Origin of the sequence: Lelliottia sp. CFBP8978, from assembly GCF_034046055.2 — a bacterium.
Lineage (GTDB): Bacteria > Pseudomonadota > Gammaproteobacteria > Enterobacterales > Enterobacteriaceae > Enterobacter.
In genome coordinates, this window is record NZ_CM188253.1 from 250,348 (window position 1) to 273,847 (window position 23,500).

Here is a 23,500-nt window from a genome sequence, read left to right on the forward strand (position 1 = left end):
CATCCTCCCTGATGCTACGCCCCACCCCCTCTTTGTGTGATCCGTGTTGCATAAATTTGAGTTATGAGTCCTGGCGCACACAAAAACACCCTGAATTTTGCCGTCTGCATCACGAATTTAGCCGCAGCCCGCCTGAGACAGGGGCAGAAGCGGTTCTCTCATCCTCCCGCCTCCTCCCCCATAAAAAAGCGAGGGGGTGGAGGATTCACACACGTTATAGATGCCCCATAGTCAGCCCATCTTGAATGTTTCTGTCGGTGACAGGTTGTAACGAAGGGAGAAGGGCATGGCGAGCGTACAGCTGCGGAATGTAACGAAAGCCTGGGGCGACGTAGTGGTGTCTAAAGACATCGATCTCGACATCCACGAAGGTGAATTCGTGGTGTTTGTCGGTCCGTCTGGCTGCGGTAAGTCAACGCTGCTGCGTATGATTGCTGGCCTGGAAACGATCACCAGTGGCGATCTGTTTATTGGTGAAACGCGCATGAATGATATCCCGCCAGCGGAACGCGGCGTCGGCATGGTGTTCCAGTCCTACGCGCTTTATCCCCATCTTTCCGTTGCCGAGAATATGTCGTTTGGCCTGAAGCTGGCCGGCGCGAAAAAAGAGGTGATCAACCAGCGCGTCAATCAGGTTGCCGAAGTGCTGCAGCTGGCGCATCTGCTGGAACGAAAACCGAAAGCGCTGTCCGGCGGGCAGCGTCAGCGTGTGGCGATTGGCCGTACGCTGGTGGCCGAACCGCGCGTATTCCTGCTTGATGAACCGCTTTCTAACCTGGACGCCGCTCTGCGCGTTCAGATGCGTATCGAAATCTCCCGTCTGCACAAACGTCTTGGCCGCACGATGATTTACGTCACTCACGATCAGGTCGAAGCGATGACGCTCGCCGACAAAATTGTGGTGCTGGACGCTGGCCGCGTCGCGCAGGTGGGTAAACCGTTAGAGCTTTATCACTATCCGGCTGACCGTTTTGTTGCGGGCTTTATTGGCTCGCCAAAGATGAACTTCCTGCCGGTAAAAGTCACCGCAACAGCCATCGAACAGGTGCAGGTGGAACTGCCGAACCGTCAGCAGATTTGGCTGCCAGTGGACAGTGCCAACGTGCAGGTTGGGGCAAACATGTCCCTGGGTATTCGCCCTGAGCATTTACTGCCGAGCCACATCGCCGATGTGACGCTGGAAGGGGACGTTCAGGTTGTCGAACAGCTAGGCCACGAAACACAGATTCATATCCAGATCCCCGCCATCCGTCAGAACCTGGTTTACCGCCAGAATGACGTGGTGTTGGTAGAAGAGGGTGCCACATTCGCTATCGGTTTGCCGCCAGAGCGTTGCCATCTGTTCCGAGAAGATGGCACTGCATGTCGTCGGTTGCACAAAGAGCCAGGCGTTTAAGCATTCCAAAAACGACACTTCACCCTTCGCGCTGCAGCCAACGAAGAGGCAGCCCGAAGAGTGGCGTGTAATAAGAAAAGCAATGATCTCAGGAGATAGAATAATGATTACTCTGCGCAAACTTCCTCTGGCAATCGCCGTGACTGCGGGCATTTTGTCTGCTCACGCGGGCGCCGTCGACTTTAAAGGTTATGCTCGTTCCGGCATCGGCTGGACCGGGAGTGGCGGCGAACAACAGTGCTTCCAGGCAACCGGTGCGGATGCTAAATATCGTCTCGGTAACGAATGTGAAACCTACGCGGAAATTAAATTAGGCCAGGAAGTGTGGAAAGAAGCGGACAAGAGCTTTTATTTTGACTCCAACATTGCCTATAAAACCTCTCAGCTGAATGACTGGGAAGACAGCAACACGCCAGCTGTGCGTGAGTTTAACGTCGTAGGTAAAAACCTGATTGATTCACTGCCAGGGGCAAATATTTGGGCAGGTAAGCGTTTCTATCAACGTCATGACGTCCACATGATCGACTTCTACTACTGGGATATTTCCGGTCCTGGTGCGGGTCTGGAAAACATCGACGTTGGTATCGGTAAACTCTCTCTCGCAGCAACCCGCTCTTCTGAGTCCGGTGGTTCTTCCGCATTCGGCGATCGCGATCCGAACACGGGCCTGCGCACCTATAACAACAAAGTGCCAAACGACGTGTTTGACGCGCGTTTAGCCGGTATGGAAATCAACCCAGGCGGCACGCTGGAACTGGGTGTTGACTACGGTCACACCAACATTCCTGACGACTACTACCTGCAACCGGGTGCATCGAAAGATGGCTGGATGTTCACTGCTGAACACACCCAAAGCATGATGAAAGGTTTCAACAAGTTTGTGGTGCAGTACGCCACCGACTCGATGATTTCTCAGGGTAAAGGTCAGGCTCGTGGCGGTTCCGTTGATAACGACGGTAGCCTGATCCGCGTCCTCGACCACGGTGCCATTACCCTGGCGGATAACTGGGACCTGATGTACGTCGGTATGTATCAGGATATCGATCGTGACAACAACCAGGGCTCCACCTGGTACACCGTGGGCGTGCGCCCAATGTACAAATGGACGCCGATCATGAGTACTTTGCTTGAGGCGGGTTACGACAACGTCAAATCTCAGGAAACCGGCGATCGTAACAATCAGTACAAAATCACCCTGGCACAACAGTGGCAGGCAGGCGACAGCATCTGGTCTCGTCCGGCGATTCGTGTGTTTGCAACTTATGCCAAGTGGGATGAGAAATGGGGCTACGTGAAGACCGATTCTGACGGTAACTTCTCGTCTGCTGCGGCAAGCAACAGCACTGTTACGCCATTTGGCACCACCAGTCGTGGCGATAGCGACGAGTGGACCTTCGGCGCTCAGATGGAAATTTGGTGGTAATTCAGGTTCTTCCTTTGTGAAAGAGGGGCGTCAGCCCCTCTTGCTAATACTCCCCGTACTTCCTGGAAAGTATGCGCTATTGCCTGGCTACCATGCTTTCATTCAATGAGGTCATAATAATGAAAAAAAGTCTCTTAGCACTCTGCCTGGCGGCGGGCATGCTTTCCGCATTACCGGCAGTGAGCCTCGCTGACGTCAATATTGTTCCGCAGAACACAGCGGCTGCCCCGGCCATTCCATCAGCCGCGCTGCAAAGCCTGAACTGGACGCCGGTCAATGTGTCACAAACGCAGACCATTGAGCTTGCAAATACCGGGCAGACTCTCAATGTTCCGGGCATCGCTGGGCCTGTGGCGGCCTGGAGCGTGCCTGCCAATCTGGGTGAATTAACGTTAACGATTGTCAGTGAAGCCGACAAAACACCGTCAGTTTTTGCCCCAAACGTGCTGGTACTGGATCAGAATTTGGCTCCTGCAGCCTATTTCCCGAGCAGTTATTTTACCTATCAGAAACCTGGCGTGATGTCGGCTGATCGCCTTGAAGGGATCGTCAAACTGACGCCTGCGCTGGGTCAGCAAAAAATATATCTGCTGGCGTTTACCACACCTGAAGATTTACAGCGCACCACCAAAATGATCGATCCGGCAAAATCTTATGCTCAGGGGGCGGGTAACGCTATCCCTGATATTCCGGATCCAATCGCCCGCCACGTCACGAATGGCACCTTGAAACTCAAAGTTCAAACGAATTCCAGCTCCAGCATTTTAGTAGGCCCGCTGTTTGGTTCATCGGGCCAGGCGTCAGTGACCGTCGGCAACACCGCTGCGCCAGCCACCGCGTATTCAGCGCCTGCAATGGCGGCGCCAGCCCCAGCCCCGGCGAGTGTTCCCGCCGCCCCGGCTCCTGCGAAAAAAGCCGAGCCTGTGCTTAACGATACCGAAACTTACTTCAATACAGCCATCAAACAGGCAGTTGATCGCGGCGATGTCGACAAAGCGCTGAAACTGCTGGATGAAGCCGAGCGTTTAGGTTCAACCACTGCCCGTTCCACCTTTATCAGCAGTGTAAAAGGCAAGGGGTAACTATCTCCCCACAGTGCTGATTTTGTCCGTAGTTTAGTGCGCCTGAGTGGGCGCACTTTTTTTTGTGCAGCAAAAGCTGTTGCATCGCTGTTGCGATAATGATCGCTAATCGGCGTTTGAGCGCCCCCTGTCTTCGTTTCTGCGATACAATAGCCAAACGTTATGTATCGGAGAATCTGGCATGTCACACCCTGCGCTAACGCAACTGCGTGCGCTGCGCTATTTTGAAAACATCCCCGCACTTGACCCGGCGCAACTGGACTGGCTGCTGCTGGAAGATTCCATGACGAAACGTTTTGAGCAGCAGGGAAAAAAAGTCACGGTGACGCTGATTCAGGAAGGTTTTGTCTCCCCCGATGCGGTCATCAGTGAACTGCCGCTGTTGCCTCAAGAAGAACGCTACTGGCTGCGTGAAATTTTGCTCTGCGCAGACGGTGTGCCCTGGCTTGCCGGACGCACGGTGGTCCCTGAATCCACGCTTTCGGGACCGGAGCTGGCATTGCAACAACTGGGCAAGACTCCGCTGGGGCGCTATCTTTTTACCTCGTCCGAGCTAACCCGTGATTTTATTGAGATTGGTCGCGATGCCGATTTGTGGGGACGCCGTTCCCGCCTTCGCTTAAGCGGCAAGCCGTTAATGCTGACGGAGCTGTTTTTGCCGGCATCGCCGTTGTACTGAGAGGAAACGAAAATGGAGTGGAGTCTGACGCAAAATAAGCTGCTGGCGTTTCACCGCTTAATGCGTACTGATAAACCCATCGGCGCATTGTTGCTGTTATGGCCAACGCTGTGGGCGCTATGGGTCGCCACCCCGGGGTTACCGCCGCTGTGGATACTGGCGGTCTTCGTGGCGGGTGTCTGGCTGATGCGCGCAGCGGGCTGTGTGGTCAATGACTATGCGGATCGTAAATTTGACGGGCATGTAAAACGCACCGCCAACCGTCCGTTACCGGGCGGTCAGGTCACCGAGAAAGAGGCGCGTACGCTGTTTGTGGTGCTGGTGTTACTCGCTTTCCTGCTGGTGTTAACGCTCAATACCATGACGATTTTACTCTCAGTCGCGGCGCTGGCGCTGGCATGGGTCTATCCGTTTATGAAGCGCTACACCCATCTGCCGCAGGTGGTGCTGGGTGCGGCGTTTGGCTGGTCGATCCCCATGGCGTTCGCCGCCGTCAGTGAATCCGTGCCCCTGAGCTGCTGGCTCATGTTCCTCGCCAATATTCTGTGGGCCGTTGCCTATGACACGCAGTACGCCATGGTCGACAGAGATGATGATCTGAAGATTGGTATCAAGTCGACGGCAATTTTGTTTGGCCGTCATGACAAACTGATCATCGGGATACTGCAGGTTGCTGTCCTGGCGCTGATGGTGCTGATAGGTTATCTGAACGGGCTGAACTGGGCGTTCTACTGGTCAGTGCTGGTGGCTGGATTGCTGTTCGTGTATCAGCAAAAATTGATTGCTCAACGCGAGCGCGACGCCTGTTTCAAAGCGTTTTTGAATAACAACTATGTCGGCCTGGTGTTGTTTATCGGCCTGGCGATGAGTTACTGGTCATAAGTAAAAGCAAACGGCAGCCTCTGGGCTGCCGTTTTAGTGTTTGCGCCCTCTCTACGGGCGAGTACCTGGCGAGAGGGCGTGGTGAGGGCATCTGACTGCCCCCTTTATTACTCGTCCTGCGTCGCGCTCTCAATGGTTAAGCGCACGTCGGAGGTAATCAGTTCTGCCAGCATCTGATAAACCTTCATCGTCTCTTCAGGCTCTGCATCTCCGGTGTCGCTGATATAGCCTTCGTCACGCAGCGTCAGCACCAACGAGCTAAATACCGCTTTATCGAAGAATTCTGGGGCGTTAATGCCGTGCAGGACGGACAAACGCTGAGCCAGCGTACGGCTCTCTTTTTCCAGTGTTCCGCGGTTGATAGACGGGTTAGCGCTCAACAGCCAGAAGGTGATCGCGTAGCGTTGCAGCGTCTCGCGTGCGCCCGCTGCCAGCAGTTGCAGCGTGCGGGAGCGTGATGGATTGATCAGCAGCTCGTCATCTTTCACCGTCAGCAGACCCTGGCGGAGCAACTCTTCCGTCAGTTTATCCAGCTCAATTGCCAGCTCCTCTTTGCTCCAGCGCAGGAACAGCTCCGCTTTCAGCATCGGGTAGAGCGTTTCAACATGGCGCAGCAATTCCTGACGGGAGATGCGACGATGTTGGGTGATGATCGCGGCCATCAGCGACGGCAACATCAGCATATGGGTGATGTTGTTGCGATAGTACGTCATCAGTACCGCCTGCTCGCGCGGCAGAATGATGATATCGCCAATCGTATCTTTCTCGACTTCAAACTTGTTCATCTGCAGCGCGTGATCGATCAGTTGACCCGCGGTGGTAGAAGGAACGGTAGAGTCGGTAGAGTACGGAACATTACGCATAATGCTCAGATAGCAGTCGAGCTGTTCGGTCAGCTGTTCACGCGTTAGGGAACGCTGACGCGATGCCAGCAGCGCCGTAACGCACAGGTTCATGGCGTTAGCCGCCCCGGCGTTGTTAATGCGCACCATCAAATCGGCGGCGATGCTGTTAACCGTCGGCGTCAGCCACGCAGGACGAATCGCCTCGATCGGATCGATAGATTCGCGCCATTCCGGCACATGCTGATTCAGATAGGTCATCAGCGGCATCGGTTCGCCAAAGTTCACGTAGCCCTGACCAAGATTACGCAGTTTGCTCAGGCCTTTCAGCATCTGCGGCAGGCTCTCTTTCTCTTTGGTCGCGCCGCGCAACTCTTTGGCGTAAGTACCCACTTCCATCACGTGCTCGTAGCCGATGTAAATAGGCACTAACGTGATTGGGCGCGTGCCGCCACGCAGCATCGCCTGAATGGTCATCGACAGCGTACCGGTTTTAGGATCAAGCAGTCGGCCGGTGCGCGAACGCCCACCTTCGACAAAGTATTCAACGGAATAGCCGCGGCTGAACAGCTCGCCCAGATATTCGCGGAACACGGTGGAATAGAGCTTATTGCCCTTGAAGGTACGGCGGATAAAGAACGCGCCCAGGCGGCGGAAAATCGGGCCTGCTGGCCAGAAATTCAGGTTGATACCGGCAGCAATGTGCGGCGGCACCAGCCCCTGGTGATAAAGCACGTACGAAAGCAGCAGATAATCCATGTGGCTGCGGTGGCAGGGCACATAGACGATCTCGTGACCGTCGTGAGCCAGCTGGCGCACGCGCTCGGCGTTATGGACGTTAATCCCCTGATAGAGACGGTTCCAGGTAAAGCTCAGGATACGGTCAGACAGGCGGATCATTTCATACGAGAAATTCGCCGCAATCTCTTCCATCAGGGCGATAGCGTTCTGCTGGGCTTTCTCGTGAGAGATTTTCTTGCTGCGCGCTTCATCTTCAACCGCGCGGGCAATCGCTTTGGATGCCAGCAGTTTATTAAACAGATCCTGACGCGCGGGCAGGCGTGGCCCAACGGCCGCCAGGCGCTGACGGGCGAAGTGCATACGGGCGACGCGGGCCAGTTTTTGCGCGATGATTTTATCGGTACCGTGTTCGTCAGCCATGCGGCGCAAGGAGACGGACGGCGAGAAACGCACAAAACTGTCGCGTCCCAACCATGAAACGGCAAAGAATTTTTGAATGCCGTTAAGCATACGCAGTGGCGGATTTTCTTCGCCTTTCTGACGTCCCGGACGACGACCAAACATCACCGACACCGGCACCATCTGGACATCCAGATCGGGGTTGCTGCGGTGCAGATCGAGGTAGTCGTGGAACAGCTTGATGGACTCTTCCTTCGGCGTGTAATAGGTAAACACGCGAGGCCCGCCGTGAATAAACACGTAGCGTGGCAGCAGAGTGCCATCGACCTCAAGGGGTTCAAGCGGATCGGGTAAGTCGTGCGCCAGACATTGGGCGCGCAGCGTCAGTAAGTCTGCCTTCGAGTTGTAAGGCAAAACGTACATAATAGGGCGCGAGGTATCGAGCCCTAATTCCAGCGCAGGTTCCGCCGGGATAGACTTACTTTTTACCAGGACGCTTAATGGTAAATTAAGTAATTTGTAGTAAATTCGTGGCCAGCCGGACATAAACGATGTAAAGCCTCTGGTTAATAATGCAATTGCGGCGCAAGGATAACAGAAAGCGCGCAAAATTTCTGTTGTTACCCGTCATACTTCAGGCTGCGGCGATACGCGTCGCAGCGAGAGTGATTGACGCTAAATCTAAGAAAAGGTTCTTTTAATGGCCAATAATACCACTGGGTTAACCCGAATCATCAAAGCTGCCGGATATTCATGGAAAGGTTTCCGCGCCGCATGGATCAATGAGGCTGCTTTCCGCCAGGAAGGGGTTGCCGCCATCATCGCGGTGATCATCGCCTGTTTCCTTGATGTGGATGCGATCACCCGCGTTCTGCTCATTGGTTCGGTTCTTCTGGTGATGATAGTGGAAATTCTCAACAGTGCTATTGAAGCGGTGGTGGATCGTATCGGTTCTGATTTCCACGAGCTCTCAGGCCGTGCGAAAGACATGGGTTCTGCCGCCGTGTTGCTGGCGATTATCATCGCTGCCATCACCTGGGGCACGCTTCTTTGGTCACATTTTCGATAAGCCTTCCAGATTCAAATAAGTCTCTGGTTTTTTGTGCAGTTTTTGGTTCCAAATTCACCTTTGACTGTATATACTCACAGCATAACTGTATATACACCCAGGGGGCGGAATGAAAGCGTTAACGGCCAGACAGCAAGAGGTGTTTGATCTGATCAGAGATCATATCAGCCAGACGGGAATGCCCCCGACGCGTGCGGAAATCGCACAGCGCCTGGGCTTCCGTTCTCCAAATGCCGCTGAAGAGCACCTCAAAGCGCTGGCACGTAAAGGCGTCCTTGAGATTGTCTCCGGCGCTTCACGCGGCATCCGTCTGCTGGTGGAAGAAGAAGAAGGCCTGCCACTCGTGGGGCGCGTTGCAGCGGGTGAGCCTTTGCTGGCACAGCAACATATCGAAGGGCATTATCAGGTCGATCCTGGAATGTTTAAACCGAGTGCTGATTTCCTGCTGCGCGTCAGCGGTATGTCCATGAAGGATATCGGTATCCTGGATGGCGATCTGTTGGCAGTACATAAAACGCAGGATGTGCGTAACGGGCAGGTTGTTGTTGCGCGTATTGACGACGAAGTTACGGTTAAGCGACTGAAAAAACAGGGTAACTCTGTTCAGTTGTTGCCAGAAAACAGCGAGTTCTCTCCGATTGTTGTGGATTTGCGCGAGCAGACTTTCACTATTGAAGGGCTGGCAGTTGGCGTTATCCGTAATGGTGAGTGGCTGTAATTTCTCTCTGACAGGCTGTGGTCCCACCGCAGCCTGGCTGTGTTCTTCCCTTCCCGGTAATTGCTCATGTCTCTGCTGACCTCTTCAGACAAGGCATTGTGGCGTCTCGCCCTGCCCATGATCTTCTCCAATATCACCGTACCCCTTCTCGGTCTGGTCGATACGGCTGTCATTGGTCATCTGGACTCTCCGGTTTATCTGGGAGGCGTAGCGATCGGCGCTACGGCGACCAGTTTCCTCTTCATGCTGCTCCTCTTTTTGCGCATGAGCACGACGGGGCTTACCGCTCAGGCTTTTGGCGCCAAAGATCCGCGGCGTCTGGCACGGGCGCTGGTTCAGCCGCTGATCCTCGCCCTGGGTGCAGGTTTGCTGATTGTGCTGTTGCGTACTCCCCTGATCGATCTGGCGTTGCAGATTGTGGGCGGGAGCGAAGCCGTGCTGGAGCAAGCGCGACGTTTTCTGGCTATCCGCTGGCTCAGCGCTCCGGCCTCCCTGGCGAATCTGGTGCTGCTCGGCTGGTTGCTTGGCGTTCAGTATGCCCGGGCGCCGGTGATCCTGCTGGTGGTAGGAAATCTCCTCAATATTGTTCTCGATTTGTGGCTGGTGATGGGCCTGCACATGAATGTGCAGGGGGCGGCTCTGGCGACCGTCGTGGCAGAATACGGCACATTTTTCATCGGCTTGTGGATGGTTAAACGGGTGCTCGCGATGCGTGGCATCTCGCTGACGATGCTCAAAACTGCGTGGCGTGGCAATATTCGTAAACTGCTGGCGCTGAACCGCGACATCATGCTGCGCTCGTTGCTGCTACAGCTCTGCTTTGGCGCGCTGACGGTTTTTGGCGCGCGTTTAGGTCCAGAGATCGTGGCCGTCAATGCCGTACTCATGACGTTACTGACCTTCACGGCCTACGCGCTGGATGGCTTTGCCTACGCCGTAGAAGCCCATTCCGGGCAAGCCTACGGTGCGCGGCAAGCGGGGCAATTGCAGGACGTGTGGCGTGCCGCGTGCAGGCAATCTGGCCTGGTGGCGCTCGTTTTTGCGCTGAGCTATGCCTTATTTGGTAATCACATTGTGGCGCTACTGACCACATTGCCTGAGTTACGCGAGCTGGCGAGTCATTACATCTTCTGGCAGGTCTTGTTGCCGGTGGTGGGGGTCTGGTGCTATTTGCTGGATGGTATGTTTATTGGCGCGACGCGCGGCGCGGAAATGCGCAACAGCATGGCCGTGGCGGCAGCGGGCTTCGCCTTAACCCTGTTGACACTTCCGTGGCTCGGAAACCACGGTTTGTGGCTGGCTCTGGCCGTATTTCTGGCGCTGCGGGGCCTGTCGCTGGCCCTTATCTGGCGTCGTCACTGGCGCAAAAATACCTGGTTCCCATAGTGGCTTCGTTCGGCGAAATGGTTAAAGATTCTGAATCTCAACACGCATACCGAATCCTTATCTACAATTATTATCACGTCCAGCAGGAAATGAACGTAACGGACGATACGAATTTACTTGATAACCGAACGATGAGGAATTGATTATGAATAAAGACGAAATCGGCGGTAACTGGAAACAGTTCAAAGGTAAAGCGAAAGAACAGTGGGGTAAACTGACCGACGATGACGTAACCGTCATTGAAGGTAAACGCGAACAGCTTGTCGGTAAGATTCAGGAACGATATGGCTACGCGAAAGACCAGGCGGAAAAAGAGGTTGTTGACTGGGAAAAACGCAACGACTACCGCTGGTAAATGAGTTCTACCCGAACGTACATGGATGTACGATCTCTGAGGGCGGCTTATGCCGCCCGCTTACGTTAACGCGGCTTTTTCTTTACCAGTATCGAATGATCGTGCTGGCAATCGCTCTGGTGGCGACAGGCTTCTACTTCCACACAGGCTGAGCATAAGCCGTGCGCCTCAATCACATTGTGGCGAAGGGCAAATCCCATTTTCGCGGCCAGCGAATGCATAATATCTTCCACACCCTCTGCACCCTCTTCTTTGACCACTCCACAGCGATCGCAGATAAACATGGCGGACGTATGCGTCGGTTGATCGAACAGATGGCAAAGCACATAGCTGTTTGTTGATTCAACTTTATGCACAAAACCCTGTTCCAGCAGAAAATCCAGCGCCCGATAGACGGTGGGGGGTTTTGCCTGTGGCTCGCTTTCACGCAATAAATCGAGTAAATCATAGGCGCTGATGGCACCGGGTTGCAGGCTCATCAAACGCAAGACTTCAAGGCGCTGCGGGGTCAGGCGCACATTGCGTTGCGCGCAGAGCTTTTCAGCTTGCGCTAACAGCTCCTGCATCGTGGTCTTATCCATATAGCACCTCGAATCAAATTGACGGGAAACGCTCACTTTACCATGTTCTGCTCAAAACGCCGAGATCCACCACAGTGTGCTATACCTGAGCCATCGCAACACGAGAAACCCTTATGAAAAGACCTGACTGCATCAAACACTGGCGCGACGTCGAGGGCGCTGATGACTCAACCTATCCCGATAGCGACGAACGTTTTGCCATTGGCGCCCCGCTGGCCCGCAAGCTTGGACTCGGGCGTATCGGTATCCATCATGAGCGATTGCCGCCAGGCCGTCGTACCTCTTACCCTCATGCAGAAAGCGATGAAGAAGAGTTTATCTATGTCATTGAGGGATATCCGCAGGCGTGGATAAATGGCTACCTGTGGAAGCTGGAGCCGGGCGACAGCGTCGGTTTTCCGGCCGGAACCGGTGTGTGCCATACCTTTATCAATAACACTGATGACGAAGTACGACTGCTGGTCGTGGGCGAGGCAAACAAAAAGCATAATCGAATCTACTATCCGCTAAACCCGGTTTATGCCGCCACGCGAGAAGATCGCTGGGTCGATCATCCGCCGCAATTTTTTGGCCCTCACGACGGAAAACCTGGGCGAAAATAATATCCTCTTCTATAAATATTGAGGGCCGTCACACATAACAACAGGCCAAAGGGATGATTTAACTTAAGGAAATAGCGGGTCTTTTGGTTCTTATTCACAGCAATAGTTCGTCCCCGTTTGGGAGATAACTGACGGGGGTTGTTTAATAACAGATTATAAGACGAGCATACTGTGAAAAAAAATTTTAAATTTTCGGTGGTTAGCATCGCTGTCTCCCTGTTTATGGCAAACGAGGCGGGAGCAGCCAATACCTGGACAGAAGCGCGTAGCGACGCGATGGGCGGTACGGGCGTTGCATCAGGCAATTACGGTAGCGGAGCGTTCATTAACCCGGCACTGCTGGCAAAAGCAAAACCCGATGATGACATTACCGTTATTTTGCCTTCTGTTGGGGCACGCATTACAGACAAAGACAATCTTCAGGATGATATCGACGATATTAGCGACAAAGTCGATCATTATGATGACGTGATCAGCAACCTGACGGCGGCTGAAATCATCGCTAATCCGTTGGGCTCGGTGAATCAGTTCCAGAGCGCAGCGAAAGATCTGGCTGATGAACTTAATAACCTGAAAGGCAAAACCGCCCGTGCCAATGCAGGTGCAGGAATTGCGGTGAGTATTCCCAATAACGTGCTGGCGGTAGCCTTTGTGGCGAAAGGCAATGCTCACGCACGCGTCAGCTCATCTATCGATCAGCAGGATATTGATTACCTGCGCGGCATTCAAAACAGCAAAATTGTGGCCGGAGGCGTCGCGCTGGATGCCGCGTTAAACGGCTCGGATGAGATCACTAAAAACCTCAACTCTACGGCATCCGGTCGCGTGGCGATTGTTTCTGACTACGGTATCGCCGTCGCCCGACAGTTTGATATTGCCGATGTCCCGGTCTCCGTCGGTGTGACGCCAAAATTGCAAAAAACCTGGCTCTACAACTATACCACCTCCATCTACACCTACGACAGCAACGACTGGAACAGCAGCCGCTATCGTAATGACGATACCGGATTTAACGTTGATGCAGGTATCACGGCTGATTTTGGTGAGAACTGGACGGTCGGTTTGAGCGGGCAGAACCTGATGTCTCGCGATATCGACACCAAAGACGTGCGCATCCGCAATGGCCGCACGGGAGAAGTGGTCAACTATAAAGATACCTATCAGATCCGCCCTCTGGTGACGGCAGGCGTGGCCTGGCACACCGATCTCGTGACCCTCACCGCCGACGGTGACCTGACGGAAACCAAAGGCTTTAAAAGCGAGGAAAACTCGCAGTACGTAGGCGTCGGTGCGGAAGTGACACCGCTCAGCTGGCTGGCGGTTCGTGCGGGTTATCGTGCGGATGTGAAGGATAACGACAGCAACGTCTTTACCGGCGGTGTCGGCTTTGCGCCGTTCAACACGGTACACGTGGATCTGATGGGGCTGTACGGCGAAGACGAAACCTGGGGGGCTGGCGCGCAGTTAAGCGTGACGTTCTAAGGTCATCCGGAGGCCATGCGCCTCCGGCTTTTCTTTGTGCTATAGTAGCGCCCCTTTTCCACCAGATGCTTAAAACTTCGCCATGTCGTCAGAATCAAAGCCAACATTTCCAGCACACCGTTTTTCCATCGCCCCTATGCTCGACTGGACGGACAGACACTGCCGCTATTTCCTGCGCCAGCTCTCACGCCATACGCTGCTGTACACCGAAATGGTCACGACGGGTGCGATCATTCATGGTAAAGGCGACTATCTGGCCTACAGCGAAGAAGAGCATCCCGTTGCCTTGCAGCTGGGCGGCAGCGATCCGGCGGCGTTAGCGCATTGTGCGAAGCTGGCTGAAGAACGTGGCTATGACGAAATTAATCTCAACGTCGGTTGCCCGTCCGATCGCGTGCAGAACGGCATGTTTGGCGCCTGTCTGATGGGCAACGCGCAGCTGGTTGCGGACAGTATCAAAGCGATGCGCGACGTGGTGTCGATTCCGGTAACGGTAAAAACGCGTATCGGTATTGATGACCAGGACAGCTACCAATTCCTGTGCGATTTTATCAATACCGTTTCAGGGAAAGGTGAGTGTGAGATGTTTATCATTCACGCGCGCAAAGCCTGGCTCTCCGGCCTCAGCCCGAAAGAGAACCGCGAAATTCCACCGCTGGACTATCCACGCGTCTATCAGCTGAAGCGCGATTTCCCGCATCTCACCATGTCGATTAACGGCGGCATCAAGTCTCTCGACGAAACCAAAGCCCATTTAGACCATATGGATGGCGTAATGGTCGGCCGTGAGGCGTACCAGAATCCAGGCATTCTTGCCTCGGTCGATCGCGAAATCTTTGGCGTTGATGGCGCGGACAGCGACCCGGTGGCGGTGGTGCGAGCGATGTATCCCTATATTGAGCGTGAGCTGAGTAACGGAACCTATCTGGGGCACATTACCCGCCATATGCTGGGTCTGTTCCAGGGGATCCCCGGGGCGCGTCAGTGGCGTCGTTATCTGAGTGAAAACGCGCATAAAGCCGGGGCCGATATCGACGTCCTGGAGCATGCGCTGCGTCTGGTCGCGGATAAGCGATAATTTTCACTAAAAGATGGTCAAATTCACCACGCCCCGCCTGTCCTCGCGGGGCGTTTTTGTTTAAAATCAATGCATTAAAATTGGCACGTTTCTTGTAATACTCAGAGCATACTGTGATGCCTTACGTGGGAGAGAGCCATGCTGGAACTGCTATTTGTGGTTGGATTTTTTGTAATGCTGATGGCGACCGGAATTTCGCTGCTCGGTATTCTGGCAGCGCTGGTGGTGGCGACGGCGGTGATGTTTATCGGCGGGCTGTTTGCGTTGATGATTAAACTGTTGCCGTGGCTGCTGTTGGCGGTCGCTGTGGTATGGGTGATCAGGGCGATTAAAACACCAAAAGTTCCACAGTATCAGCGCAATAACCGCTTTCGTTACTAAGGGATTGAGGTATTCGTCACATACCTGCAACTTTTCCGGCAGCGATGCTTAGAACAGAATAGGATTTACTTATCAAATCTGTCACTATTGCTGCCGTTAACGAATTCATCGAGCTGTACCCTACATACAGCCGAACTAAAAAAAGAAAGGGCTTCCCACGGGAAGCCCTAATTCTTTTTAAGGGATCAGCAAACTCGACCCCTGCGTGACACGACTCTCCAGCACCTCATGCGCACGCTGCGCCTCGCTCAACGGATATTTCTGCTCAGCGGCCACATCCACCTTAATCACCCCACTGGCGATCAGTGAAAACAGCTCGTTGCTTGCCTCGGTCAACTCGTCACGGTTGGTAATGTAGCCTTGCAGGGAAGGGCGAGTCACATACAGCGAACCTTTCTGGTTAAGGATGCCCAGATTCACGCCGGTCACCGCTCCCGAGGCGTTACCAAAGCTCACCATCAGTCCGCGGCGCTGCAAACAATCCAGCGAGGCTTCCCAGGTATCTTTTCCGACCGAGTCGTACACCACGCGCAGCTTTTTACCGCCGGTTATCTCTTTCACGCGCTCAACAATGCTCTCTTCGCGATAGTTAATCACCTGCCACGCGCCGGCCTGTAATGCCCGCTGTGCTTTTTGCGCACTGCCGACCGTGCCGATTAACTTAGCGCCCAACGCTTTTGCCCACTGACAGGCGATAAGGCCGACACCGCCTGCCGCAGCATGAAACAGGAATGGCTCATCGGGTTTAATTTCGTAAGTTTTCCGCAGCAGATAATAGACGGTCAGCCCTTTCAGGAATGATGCTGCAGCTTGCTCAAACGAAATCGCATTCGGCAGGATAGCGGCTTTATCAGCAGGAACGTTGTGGATGGAACTGTACGCGCCCAGTGCGGACTGGGCATAGACCACGCGATCGCCTTCTTTAATATGTTTAACGCCGCTGCCCGTTTTCACCACGATGCCTGCGGCTTCGGTTCCCAGGCCGCTCGGCATGGCCGGTGGCGGGTAGAGGCCGCCGCGAATATAGGTGTCGATGTAGTTAATGCCAATGGCTTTGTTTTCGACCTGGACTTCATTTTCGCCAGGCGCAGCGGGAACAAATTCCACCGCTTTCAGCACTTCTGGCCCACCATGTTTCTGGAACTCAATGCGCGTTGCCATGCTCCCTCCGTCAGAAAAATATGGTAATCTTTCGACCCACTCTTTATCTCGGTAACTCCATTCACTATGGCAGGAAATAAACCCTTCAACAAACAGACTGAGCCTCGCGAGCGCGATTTGCAGGTAGCCGGGTTAAAAGTCCCGCCGCACTCGATTGAAGCTGAACAGTCGGTGTTGGGCGGTTTAATGCTGGACAACGAGCGTTGGGACGATGTCGCCGAACGCGTCGTATCCGACGATTTTTATACCCGTCCGCATCGCCATATTTTTACCGAAATGGCACGCCTGCAAGAGGCTGGCAGCCCTATTGATCTGATTACGCTGGCGGAATCGCTGGAACGTCAGGGGCAGCTGGACTCTGTCGGCGGGTTTGCTTATCTCGCAGAGTTATCGAAAAACACGCCAAGTGCGGCGAACATCAGCGCCTATGCGGACATCGTGCGTGAACGTGCCGTTGTCCGCGAGATGATCGCCGTCGCAAATGAGATTGCCGAAGCGGGCTTTGATCCGCAGGGGCGCACCAGTGAAGACCTGCTGGATCTCGCGGAATCCCGCGTGTTCAAAATTGCTGAAAGCCGCGCGAACAAAGACGAAGGCCCGCGCAATATTGCCGAAGTCCTCGATTCCACCGTTGCGCGTATCGAACAGCTCTTCCAGCAACCGCACGATGGCGTCACCGGCGTCAACACCGGCTATGACGATCTCAATAAAAAAACCGCCGGTTTGCAGCCGTCAGATCTGATTATCGTTGCGGCGCGTCCGTCGATGGGTAAAACGACCTTTGCGATGAACCTCGTCGAAAATGCGGCGATGTTGCAGGATAAACCGGTACTTATTTTCAGTCTTGAGATGCCATCGGATCAGATCATGATGCGTTCTCTGGCGTCACTGTCGCGCGTGGATCAGACCCGTATTCGTACCGGTCAGCTCGACGATGAAGACTGGGCGCGGATCTCAGGCACCATGGGTATTCTGCTGGAAAAACGGAATATCTATATTGATGACTCTTCCGGCCTGACGCCGACAGAAGTGCGTTCGCGCGCCCGTCGTATTGCCCGTGAGCACGGCGGTATCGGCCTCATCATGATCGACTACCTCCAGCTGATGCGCGTACCGTCGCTCTCGGATAACCGAACCCTGGAAATCGCAGAGATCTCCCGCTCACTGAAGGCGTTAGCTAAAGAGTTACAGGTTCCGGTTGTGGCGCTTTCGCAGCTTAACCGCTCCCTGGAGCAGCGAGCCGACAAACGCCCGGTCAACTCCGATCTGCGTGAATCGGGCTCCATTGAGCAGGATGCCGACTTGATCATGTTCATCTACCGTGACGAGGTTTATCACGAGAACAGCGACATGAAAGGCATCGCGGAAATCATCATTGGTAAACAGCGTAACGGCCCGATCGGGACGGTGCGCCTGACGTTTAACGGTCAGTGGTCGCGTTTTGATAATTATGCGGGACCTCAATACGACGACGAATAAATTTCCTTCACCCTTCACGCCGCAGGTGCGTTGACTGCGCTCGCTCACCCCAGTCGCTTAGTTCACTAAGCTCCCGGGGATTTGCGGGCTTGTCGCCTTCCTGCAACGCGAATGGTTTTGGAAATTCTTTTTTTATGAAGGAATTCAAATGCAAGCGGCAACTGTAGTCATTAACCGCCGCGCTCTGCGACACAATCTGCAGCGTCTGCGTGAACTGGCTCCCGCCAGCAAACTCGTTGCAGTCGTGAAAGCGAACGCTTACGGACACGGTCTTCTTGAGACCGCGCGAACGCTACCCGATGCCGACGCCTTTGGCGTCGCCCGTCTTGAAGAGGCTCTCCGCCTGCGAGCGGGGGGCATCACCCAACCCATTCTGTTGCTGGAAGGTTTTTTTGAAGATGCCGATCTGACGACGATTGCGGATCAGCATCTGCAAACGGCTGTGCATAATGAAGAGCAACTGATCGCCCTGGAGACGGTCCAGCTGAGCGAGCCGGTCACGGTGTGGATGAAACTCGACACCGGCATGCACCGTTTAGGTGTGCGTCCGGAGCAGGCTGAGGCGTTTTATCAGCGCTTAACCCAGTGCAAAAACGTGCGTCAGCCGGTGAATATCGTCAGCCACTTTGCTCGCGCCGATGAGCCAGAGTGTGGCGCAACGGAACGCCAGCTCGATATCTTTAATACTTTTTGCGAAGGCAAACCCGGTTTGCGCTCCATTGCGGCATCGGGCGGTATTTTGTTATGGCCTCAGTCCCACTTCGACTGGGCGCGGCCTGGCATCATCCTTTACGGCGTATCGCCGCTGGAGAGCAAACCCTGGGCACCTGATTTTGGCTTTCAGCCGGTGATGTCTCTGGTCTCCAGGCTGATTGCCGTGCGCGATCACAAAGCCGGCGAGCCGGTGGGCTACGGCGGCAGCTGGATTAGCGAACGTGATACCCGGCTGGGCGTAGTGGCGATGGGCTATGGTGATGGCTACCCACGGGCGGCCCCTTCCGGCACGCCGGTGCTGGTTAATGGTCGTGAAGTACAGGTCGTCGGGCGCGTGGCGATGGACATGATTTGCGTCGATCTGGGTCCGAATGCTGATGACAAAACGGGCGATCCGGTCGTCATGTGGGGCGAAGGATTACCCGTTGAGCGCATCGCTGAAATCACGAAAGTAAGTGCTTACGAACTTATCACGCGCCTGACGTCAAGGGTGGCGATGAAATTCGTGGATTAGTATGCCGCGTCCAGCAAACGTATCTTTGCTGGACGCGGACGGTTATTTGATCGCGTCGTAAACAGAATTATCGGCCAGGAAGTCTGAGGCTAAACCGGCTTGCGGTGAGAATCTCTCACCTCGAACAGATGAGAAGGGCGCCCCCGTGCTTGCGCATGACACGTAACGTTCGCCCTGATCTTTTTCAGTAAACCAGAGATACGAATAATCGTGCATTTGGTTATAGAGCGCGGCATTTGCGGCGATCCCTTGATGAAGTTCCAGCAGTTTTGCATCCGTCAAATTCAGCGTTTTAACGTGAGCCACTCCCCATCTTTTCAGACATGCCTCCGCTAAATGACGCACAATTGTGCCTGGCTCATACAGCACTTTTTCGCCATTATCACCGTTGACTGATGCGTTCCCCACAAGCGTTGCATGCCGACCAGCCATCGGATAGATATGCACGACGGTGGAGCGGTCTGTCTGAGGGATCACGCAGCTAAAGCCTTTTGAACGCTCATCTTTGGCATAAAATGCAACATACTCCCTGACATTATTCCCTAACGTCACTTTTTCACTCTGGAAGTTACCCATGCCCGGAACGGGGTCAATCGCAAAAATATTAACGGGTATTGTCGTCAATAACGGATCTTCAAGCATCGCGTTGGCCAGCATATGGCAGCTGATTCCCCCTCGACTCCAGCCCACCAGATTGATCTGAGTGGGGAGTATTTGTCCTTTCCGATAGGTCTTAATAATTTGCTGCTGCAATTGTTGCTGAGTGACTTTACGATCGCCATAGTCATATTTGCGCCACCAAAACGATCCCTCGACTTCAACATCCTGAATCGGAACGCCCGCTTTCTTAAGCTGATCGTAATTTTCTTTGGTCAGCTTCTCACGCTGCCAGTCAAAGTTACCTTTAATGATGTGAAGAGCATGCTGGATATTTTCTTTCCAGCCTTCGCCAGTGATTTGGCCTCGCAACTGGCTATATTCTCCGCTTTTTACCCACATCTCATCAGACTGAAGATTACCGCTCCCGGGGCCATCAATAATTACCCATTCTGCAAACTCCTTTCCTGAGTTATGTGTAGCCAGAGTGGAAACTAATTCCCCGTTCCAGTAATTAGCATGTGAGTCATCGAATTTATTAGAACCCGTACCGCAGAAGTAGATCGTTAATATAGTCATAAAATCCTCGTCGAAATATTAAGATATATAGGGTAGACACATGTGCAACTGAAGAGTAATCGAGTGATTAGTGTTATTGAATATGCTGTTAATCCTATGCGATTTTCTCCAGGTAATATGACGAGTTAAATTGAATTGACGCTTTTCTTTTTATTTAGCAGTGCTTAAATATTTTTCATGAAATATGACGTTTACCCTATGCCAAAAGATGTTTAAAAAGTCAGTCATTAGCACCCATACTAAAACTCGGAATAAGTTGATTGAATAATTCAAAAAAAGAGAAATCAGACGAGGTAAGTTGTGATGAATATATTGATGATCGATGAGTTACCGATCTACATTCACGGTATGAAAACTGAACTGAACAGAGTCATGCCGGAATGTACCGTTTTCGCTACAAACAGCTTTGATGATGCATTGACTATCCTTGAATCGACCCCGATCACAATCGTACTTATTGATGGGGAAATGAACTGTACAGACTTTATAAAAGAATTAACGATAAGCAGGGCGGCGTTACCCGTAGTCGTCATGTTGCGGAAGGTTGTAGACAGCATTTTTAATTTTTATATTCGGCAAAATGTCAAAGGCATTGTGACGAAGGAGCTTCCGGCGGAGAAAATCAGTCAGATACTGAATATGGTACTGTCTGGTGTCGTTTGTTTCCCTGAACAAGCCATTCTCCATCGCTCTCAACAGGCGGAATCACCCACCATTTATACACTGAGCCGACGCCAGCAGGAGGTGTTGAGGCTGCTGGCAAATGGTGGGACCAATAAACAGATTAGCAGACAGCTTAATATTAGTGCTGGCACGGTAAAAGTTCATCTTGAATCCATTTTTCATCGCCTTCAGGTCAATAATCGAACCCAGGCGGCGATGTTGTATTATAAATATATCGCTGACTAAATAAAAATATTCTGACTGTCCTGCAATCAACTGCTTGTTCCTCATGCTATGCTGAAAAAGTTAAAGCGCAACCGCGAATATTGTGTTGCGCTTTATTTTTTAATTCTTCAAGTAGAAGTAGCAAAGAATAACGACTAATGTTCCAAAATCCTGCATTAGCCAGAAAGGAAGACTATCGCTGAGTATATCTGCGCCCGTCAGGATGAAGTCTATATTCAACCCGCTTTCGGCAAAGAGGCCAAATGCCAGTGCAGCCAAACCTATTTTACTCACCACCGGGAGAGCATGTACTCTTCGGCTATAAGCACCAAATAAGATAATAAATGAGGTCGAAAAATCGATCAGGATCGTAAAAAGGAGAATCCATCCATCAGCAGTTTTAAACATGTTAGTCCTCGTTTGGTTTGTTGTTATTAAGATCTGGCGATGGCAAGGATTCGTTTCGCACCTTACTTTTAATCACACTGGCAACATCAAAAATATCCTGTTGCTCATGACGACGGAAAAAATTGGCCAGCCAAACGATCAACCCATTACTGAGAGCACCTAATATATAACCCAAACCCAAAGTGATATCGGCCTGAGTGAGATCTATTTTTAACCAGCGGGCAGTTAAGCCGCCTAACGCTACTGCCGCGCCCATGCTGATGCCACCAAATATGACGCCGGCAATAAATCGACTATGCTGATGCAATCGTTGGGGTTGCCAAAAAAACGAAATACTGACTCCGCCAAATAGGCCGGAAAAAGCTAATAATGCTTCACTGATAAGTGTCGGGAGAAATAAATCAGTCATGTATTGTTCCTCAGCAATAAATAAAATCCCATACCGTCATTAATAAAGTAGGGGATTCTATTTGTTATGTTGTGAGTTCGCTTATTGGCAGGGATCCAGCGCAACCAGATGCTCATATTTATCAGTGGTAATAAAGCGCTGCGGCCCCGCATTGCTATAGACCAGACGCTTGTTATTGCGATATCCCCGGAGAATATCAATATCAGCGCTAAGCCAGGATTGGCCTGGTGGCAGTATTTTGTTTGTGTAAACATCGCCACCGATCCACTTACCATTGGTGGGTTTTAATCCCCACAGTGTCTCAGAGTCCTGACCCGACCAGTTAAGACGTTTGGCCTCTCCCGTCGTGATATATTTGTCCGGCAGTCTTCCGTTTCTGTTCAGAAATCGTAGTGTTAAGGCCAGATTCGCGACATCATTAACGGGGGCAAAACCTTTATCCGTTAAGAAATGGTTGGTCTTGTTAATCTCATCCTCACAGGTTTTTGGTTCTGCGTGGGCAGTTGTTAAGGCAGCTGAAAACATCATAATCAGCGCTATAGTTTTATATAACGTAAATCGTTTCATGGTTTTTCCTGTTTATTAGCTCAGAAATAATTTCATTTCAGCATCGCGGCGACGAGTGAGACCAGCAAGAACTTTACCACCAGCCTTATTCCAGCTTTTGAATTGCAACGCCGCACCCTCAATATCGCCCATATTGATTTTCTTCAGCAGCGTTGATTTCTTTAAATTGCCGACGCCGAGATTAAAAGCAAAAGAGACGAGTGCATCGAACTGATTCTGCGTGACGGGTCGGGTGAGTAATTTTTTTACGCCAATTTCCGTGCGCTTTAAATCCTTACGCAGGATCTGTTTTGCTTCACCGGTGCTTATTTTGGTGAGCTTATCCATCTCCTCTTTAAGAATTAAATGCCCATAGCCGATGGTCCATAAACCGACAGCATCGCGGTAACGTTCCAGTTTCAGTCCTTCAAACTGACAAATTAGCTGTACGCCTTTATCGCCGGTATTTTCAGGTTGTTTTTGCATTACGGTGTCTCCTCTGTTTTTGGACGGGGAACCACTTTATTGGTGTATTCATCAATTAAACGCATGACGCTCTCTGGCGGCTCCAGCGCGGTAAACTGCATTTCAACATCGACATGCCGACTGTCGCGGCCCCCTTTGGTGTCGCTGGCAGGCGAAAGGCTGACGTGAAAACGGCCAAAATCGTTTTCACCCGCGTGTTGGGAAGGTGCCTGCATACCTTCTGTACGGATTGTCAGATTTACCTTCATTTTTTCCAGCATCAGCCCGCGCGGCGTGGAAAGCGCGACCAACGGCAGATCGAAATAATGTTTGTCATCCAGCTCCAGTTGTACCGTGCGGGGGATTAGCGAACCGTCGTTTCCGGGTTCAAAAAAAGGATCCAAAGCCTTCATATATTGTTGAGCAATTAACTCATTAGCGGCGGTCGCCGCGTATTGCATCCCACGCGTAATATCTTCAAGCGTGACGGGCACGCCCGGAATAGCCGATGGCGGCGCGGGTGAGGGGTTCTCCTGCGCGGGAGGCTGCGTTCCTTCAGCCTCTTTGTCCGTATTATTTTCTGGCTCCGCATCTTTGCTGCCCCGTAGCCATTTTTTAAAAGACATAATTAGCTCCTGAAGTGA

At 52.6% G+C, this 23,500-nt stretch carries 25 protein-coding genes; 16 read left to right on the forward strand and 9 right to left on the reverse strand.

Features of this window, described 5'->3' with window-relative positions; all coding sequences use genetic code 11:
- The first annotated feature begins 286 nt into the window (after positions 1 to 286).
- From malK to ubiA, 5 genes are all read left to right on the forward strand, one after another.
- A complete protein-coding gene (gene malK, locus SOM82_RS01125) occupies positions 287 to 1,396 on the forward strand; it encodes a maltose/maltodextrin ABC transporter ATP-binding protein MalK (RefSeq protein ID WP_154126825.1) in 1,110 nt (369 codons plus the stop codon).
- A 100-nt stretch (positions 1,397 to 1,496) separates the two neighbouring features.
- A complete protein-coding gene (locus SOM82_RS01130; protein ID WP_320461278.1) occupies positions 1,497 to 2,819 on the forward strand; it encodes a maltoporin in 1,323 nt (440 codons plus the stop codon).
- Positions 2,820 to 2,938: 119 nt separating this feature from the next.
- The gene (gene malM, locus SOM82_RS01135; protein ID WP_320461228.1) at positions 2,939 to 3,901 is read left to right on the forward strand and encodes a maltose operon protein MalM; all 963 of its coding nucleotides are present in this window, start codon (positions 2,939 to 2,941) and stop codon (positions 3,899 to 3,901) included.
- Positions 3,902 to 4,082: 181 nt separating this feature from the next.
- Complete coding sequence (gene ubiC / locus SOM82_RS01140) at positions 4,083 to 4,580, forward strand: chorismate lyase (RefSeq protein WP_320461229.1); 498 nt, start codon at positions 4,083 to 4,085, stop codon at positions 4,578 to 4,580.
- A 12-nt stretch (positions 4,581 to 4,592) separates the two neighbouring features.
- Entirely contained in the window at positions 4,593 to 5,462 is an 870-nt protein-coding gene (gene ubiA, locus SOM82_RS01145; RefSeq protein WP_320461230.1) for a 4-hydroxybenzoate octaprenyltransferase, read from the forward strand.
- A 107-nt stretch (positions 5,463 to 5,569) separates the two neighbouring features.
- On the opposite strand, the gene plsB is transcribed toward ubiA, so the two are convergent.
- Complete coding sequence (gene plsB / locus SOM82_RS01150; RefSeq protein ID WP_154126830.1) at positions 5,570 to 7,990, reverse strand: glycerol-3-phosphate 1-O-acyltransferase PlsB; 2,421 nt, start codon at positions 7,988 to 7,990, stop codon at positions 5,570 to 5,572.
- A gap of 154 nt (positions 7,991 to 8,144) precedes the next feature.
- On the opposite strand from plsB, the gene SOM82_RS01155 reads away from it, so the two are divergent.
- The 4 genes from SOM82_RS01155 to SOM82_RS01170 all read left to right on the forward strand — a co-directional run bounded on the left by SOM82_RS01155 (position 8,145) and on the right by SOM82_RS01170 (position 10,972).
- Positions 8,145 to 8,513 (forward strand): diacylglycerol kinase, encoded by a 369-nt coding sequence (locus SOM82_RS01155; RefSeq protein WP_154126831.1) that lies wholly within the window; start codon positions 8,145 to 8,147, stop codon positions 8,511 to 8,513.
- 109 nt (positions 8,514 to 8,622) lie between these two features.
- The gene (gene lexA, locus SOM82_RS01160) at positions 8,623 to 9,231 is read left to right on the forward strand and encodes a transcriptional repressor LexA (RefSeq protein WP_154126832.1); all 609 of its coding nucleotides are present in this window, start codon (positions 8,623 to 8,625) and stop codon (positions 9,229 to 9,231) included.
- A gap of 66 nt (positions 9,232 to 9,297) precedes the next feature.
- Complete coding sequence (gene dinF / locus SOM82_RS01165) at positions 9,298 to 10,617, forward strand: MATE family efflux transporter DinF (protein ID WP_320461231.1); 1,320 nt, start codon at positions 9,298 to 9,300, stop codon at positions 10,615 to 10,617.
- 145 nt (positions 10,618 to 10,762) lie between these two features.
- Positions 10,763 to 10,972: a CsbD family protein gene (locus tag SOM82_RS01170; RefSeq protein WP_095280331.1), complete on the forward strand. Its 210-nt coding sequence runs from the start codon at positions 10,763 to 10,765 to the stop codon at positions 10,970 to 10,972.
- Between the two features lie 65 nt (positions 10,973 to 11,037).
- Here the strand turns inward: SOM82_RS01170 and zur are convergent, their stop codons facing one another.
- Positions 11,038 to 11,553, reverse strand: a complete 516-nt coding sequence (gene zur, locus SOM82_RS01175) for a zinc uptake transcriptional repressor Zur (protein WP_154126834.1) — start codon at positions 11,551 to 11,553, stop codon at positions 11,038 to 11,040.
- Between the two features lie 113 nt (positions 11,554 to 11,666).
- Between zur and SOM82_RS01180 the strand changes: the two genes are divergently transcribed.
- The 4 genes from SOM82_RS01180 (at position 11,667) to pspG (ending at position 15,096) form a co-directional block, all read left to right on the forward strand.
- Complete coding sequence (locus SOM82_RS01180; protein ID WP_154126835.1) at positions 11,667 to 12,155, forward strand: cupin domain-containing protein; 489 nt, start codon at positions 11,667 to 11,669, stop codon at positions 12,153 to 12,155.
- A gap of 171 nt (positions 12,156 to 12,326) precedes the next feature.
- Complete coding sequence (locus SOM82_RS01185; protein ID WP_320461232.1) at positions 12,327 to 13,637, forward strand: conjugal transfer protein TraF; 1,311 nt, start codon at positions 12,327 to 12,329, stop codon at positions 13,635 to 13,637.
- 82 nt (positions 13,638 to 13,719) lie between these two features.
- Complete coding sequence (dusA, locus tag SOM82_RS01190; protein WP_320461233.1) at positions 13,720 to 14,715, forward strand: tRNA dihydrouridine(20/20a) synthase DusA; 996 nt, start codon at positions 13,720 to 13,722, stop codon at positions 14,713 to 14,715.
- Positions 14,716 to 14,853: 138 nt separating this feature from the next.
- On the forward strand, positions 14,854 to 15,096 hold the full coding sequence (pspG, locus tag SOM82_RS01195) for an envelope stress response protein PspG (protein ID WP_154126837.1): 243 nt from the start codon (positions 14,854 to 14,856) through the stop codon (positions 15,094 to 15,096).
- A 177-nt stretch (positions 15,097 to 15,273) separates the two neighbouring features.
- Here the strand turns inward: pspG and SOM82_RS01200 are convergent, their stop codons facing one another.
- Positions 15,274 to 16,257: a quinone oxidoreductase gene (locus tag SOM82_RS01200; protein WP_320461234.1), complete on the reverse strand. Its 984-nt coding sequence runs from the start codon at positions 16,255 to 16,257 to the stop codon at positions 15,274 to 15,276.
- A 66-nt stretch (positions 16,258 to 16,323) separates the two neighbouring features.
- Between SOM82_RS01200 and dnaB the strand changes: the two genes are divergently transcribed.
- On the forward strand, positions 16,324 to 17,736 hold the full coding sequence (dnaB, locus tag SOM82_RS01205; RefSeq protein WP_154126839.1) for a replicative DNA helicase: 1,413 nt from the start codon (positions 16,324 to 16,326) through the stop codon (positions 17,734 to 17,736).
- A gap of 148 nt (positions 17,737 to 17,884) precedes the next feature.
- Positions 17,885 to 18,964, forward strand: coding sequence for an alanine racemase (gene alr / locus SOM82_RS01210; protein WP_320461235.1), 1,080 nt, complete (start codon positions 17,885 to 17,887; stop codon positions 18,962 to 18,964).
- A gap of 42 nt (positions 18,965 to 19,006) precedes the next feature.
- On the opposite strand, the gene SOM82_RS01215 is transcribed toward alr, so the two are convergent.
- Positions 19,007 to 20,140, reverse strand: a complete 1,134-nt coding sequence (locus SOM82_RS01215; protein WP_320461236.1) for a hypothetical protein — start codon at positions 20,138 to 20,140, stop codon at positions 19,007 to 19,009.
- Positions 20,141 to 20,443: 303 nt separating this feature from the next.
- Here SOM82_RS01215 and SOM82_RS01220 point away from each other — a divergent pair, with 303 nt between their 5' ends.
- Complete coding sequence (locus SOM82_RS01220) at positions 20,444 to 21,049, forward strand: response regulator transcription factor (RefSeq protein WP_154126842.1); 606 nt, start codon at positions 20,444 to 20,446, stop codon at positions 21,047 to 21,049.
- A 99-nt stretch (positions 21,050 to 21,148) separates the two neighbouring features.
- Here SOM82_RS01220 and SOM82_RS01225 read toward each other — a convergent pair whose 3' ends face one another.
- The 5 genes from SOM82_RS01225 to SOM82_RS01245 form a co-directional block, all read right to left on the reverse strand.
- Positions 21,149 to 21,436, reverse strand: coding sequence for a hypothetical protein (locus SOM82_RS01225; RefSeq protein ID WP_320461237.1), 288 nt, complete (start codon positions 21,434 to 21,436; stop codon positions 21,149 to 21,151).
- 1 nt (position 21,437) lies between these two features.
- Positions 21,438 to 21,845, reverse strand: a complete 408-nt coding sequence (locus SOM82_RS01230; protein ID WP_320461238.1) for a hypothetical protein — start codon at positions 21,843 to 21,845, stop codon at positions 21,438 to 21,440.
- 81 nt (positions 21,846 to 21,926) lie between these two features.
- Positions 21,927 to 22,412, reverse strand: coding sequence for a ribonuclease domain-containing protein (locus SOM82_RS01235; protein ID WP_320461239.1), 486 nt, complete (start codon positions 22,410 to 22,412; stop codon positions 21,927 to 21,929).
- 15 nt (positions 22,413 to 22,427) lie between these two features.
- Positions 22,428 to 22,877, reverse strand: coding sequence for a lysozyme (locus SOM82_RS01240; protein WP_154126846.1), 450 nt, complete (start codon positions 22,875 to 22,877; stop codon positions 22,428 to 22,430).
- Positions 22,877 to 23,482, reverse strand: coding sequence for a DUF2589 domain-containing protein (locus tag SOM82_RS01245; protein ID WP_154126847.1), 606 nt, complete (start codon positions 23,480 to 23,482; stop codon positions 22,877 to 22,879). The genes SOM82_RS01240 and SOM82_RS01245 overlap by 1 nt, the downstream gene beginning before the upstream one ends.
- Between the last annotated feature and the right edge of the window lie 18 nt (positions 23,483 to 23,500).

Excerpts from the sequence above, each read along its gene's own strand:
- SOM82_RS01180 (WP_154126835.1), top strand. The coding sequence starts at position 11,667 with ATGAAAAGACCTGACTGCATCAAACACTGGCGCGACGTCGAGGGCGCT.
- SOM82_RS01245 (WP_154126847.1), bottom strand. The coding sequence starts at position 23,482 with ATGTCTTTTAAAAAATGGCTACGGGGCAGCAAAGATGCGGAGCCAGAA.
- plsB (WP_154126830.1), bottom strand. The coding sequence starts at position 7,990 with ATGTCCGGCTGGCCACGAATTTACTACAAATTACTTAATTTACCATTA.
- ubiC (WP_320461229.1), top strand. The coding sequence starts at position 4,083 with ATGTCACACCCTGCGCTAACGCAACTGCGTGCGCTGCGCTATTTTGAA.
- SOM82_RS01240 (WP_154126846.1), bottom strand. The coding sequence starts at position 22,877 with ATGCAAAAACAACCTGAAAATACCGGCGATAAAGGCGTACAGCTAATT.
- lexA (WP_154126832.1), top strand. The coding sequence starts at position 8,623 with ATGAAAGCGTTAACGGCCAGACAGCAAGAGGTGTTTGATCTGATCAGA.
- malK (WP_154126825.1), top strand. The coding sequence starts at position 287 with ATGGCGAGCGTACAGCTGCGGAATGTAACGAAAGCCTGGGGCGACGTA.
- alr (WP_320461235.1), top strand. The coding sequence starts at position 17,885 with ATGCAAGCGGCAACTGTAGTCATTAACCGCCGCGCTCTGCGACACAAT.
- dnaB (WP_154126839.1), top strand. The coding sequence starts at position 16,324 with ATGGCAGGAAATAAACCCTTCAACAAACAGACTGAGCCTCGCGAGCGC.
- malM (WP_320461228.1), top strand. The coding sequence starts at position 2,939 with ATGAAAAAAAGTCTCTTAGCACTCTGCCTGGCGGCGGGCATGCTTTCC.
- SOM82_RS01230 (WP_320461238.1), bottom strand. The coding sequence starts at position 21,845 with ATGACTGATTTATTTCTCCCGACACTTATCAGTGAAGCATTATTAGCT.
- SOM82_RS01170 (WP_095280331.1), top strand. The coding sequence starts at position 10,763 with ATGAATAAAGACGAAATCGGCGGTAACTGGAAACAGTTCAAAGGTAAA.
- SOM82_RS01225 (WP_320461237.1), bottom strand. The coding sequence starts at position 21,436 with ATGTTTAAAACTGCTGATGGATGGATTCTCCTTTTTACGATCCTGATC.
- SOM82_RS01155 (WP_154126831.1), top strand. The coding sequence starts at position 8,145 with ATGGCCAATAATACCACTGGGTTAACCCGAATCATCAAAGCTGCCGGA.
- pspG (WP_154126837.1), top strand. The coding sequence starts at position 14,854 with ATGCTGGAACTGCTATTTGTGGTTGGATTTTTTGTAATGCTGATGGCG.
- SOM82_RS01215 (WP_320461236.1), bottom strand. The coding sequence starts at position 20,140 with ATGACTATATTAACGATCTACTTCTGCGGTACGGGTTCTAATAAATTC.
- dinF (WP_320461231.1), top strand. The coding sequence starts at position 9,298 with ATGTCTCTGCTGACCTCTTCAGACAAGGCATTGTGGCGTCTCGCCCTG.
- zur (WP_154126834.1), bottom strand. The coding sequence starts at position 11,553 with ATGGATAAGACCACGATGCAGGAGCTGTTAGCGCAAGCTGAAAAGCTC.
- dusA (WP_320461233.1), top strand. The coding sequence starts at position 13,720 with ATGTCGTCAGAATCAAAGCCAACATTTCCAGCACACCGTTTTTCCATC.
- SOM82_RS01220 (WP_154126842.1), top strand. The coding sequence starts at position 20,444 with ATGAATATATTGATGATCGATGAGTTACCGATCTACATTCACGGTATG.
- SOM82_RS01235 (WP_320461239.1), bottom strand. The coding sequence starts at position 22,412 with ATGAAACGATTTACGTTATATAAAACTATAGCGCTGATTATGATGTTT.
- ubiA (WP_320461230.1), top strand. The coding sequence starts at position 4,593 with ATGGAGTGGAGTCTGACGCAAAATAAGCTGCTGGCGTTTCACCGCTTA.
- SOM82_RS01200 (WP_320461234.1), bottom strand. The coding sequence starts at position 16,257 with ATGGCAACGCGCATTGAGTTCCAGAAACATGGTGGGCCAGAAGTGCTG.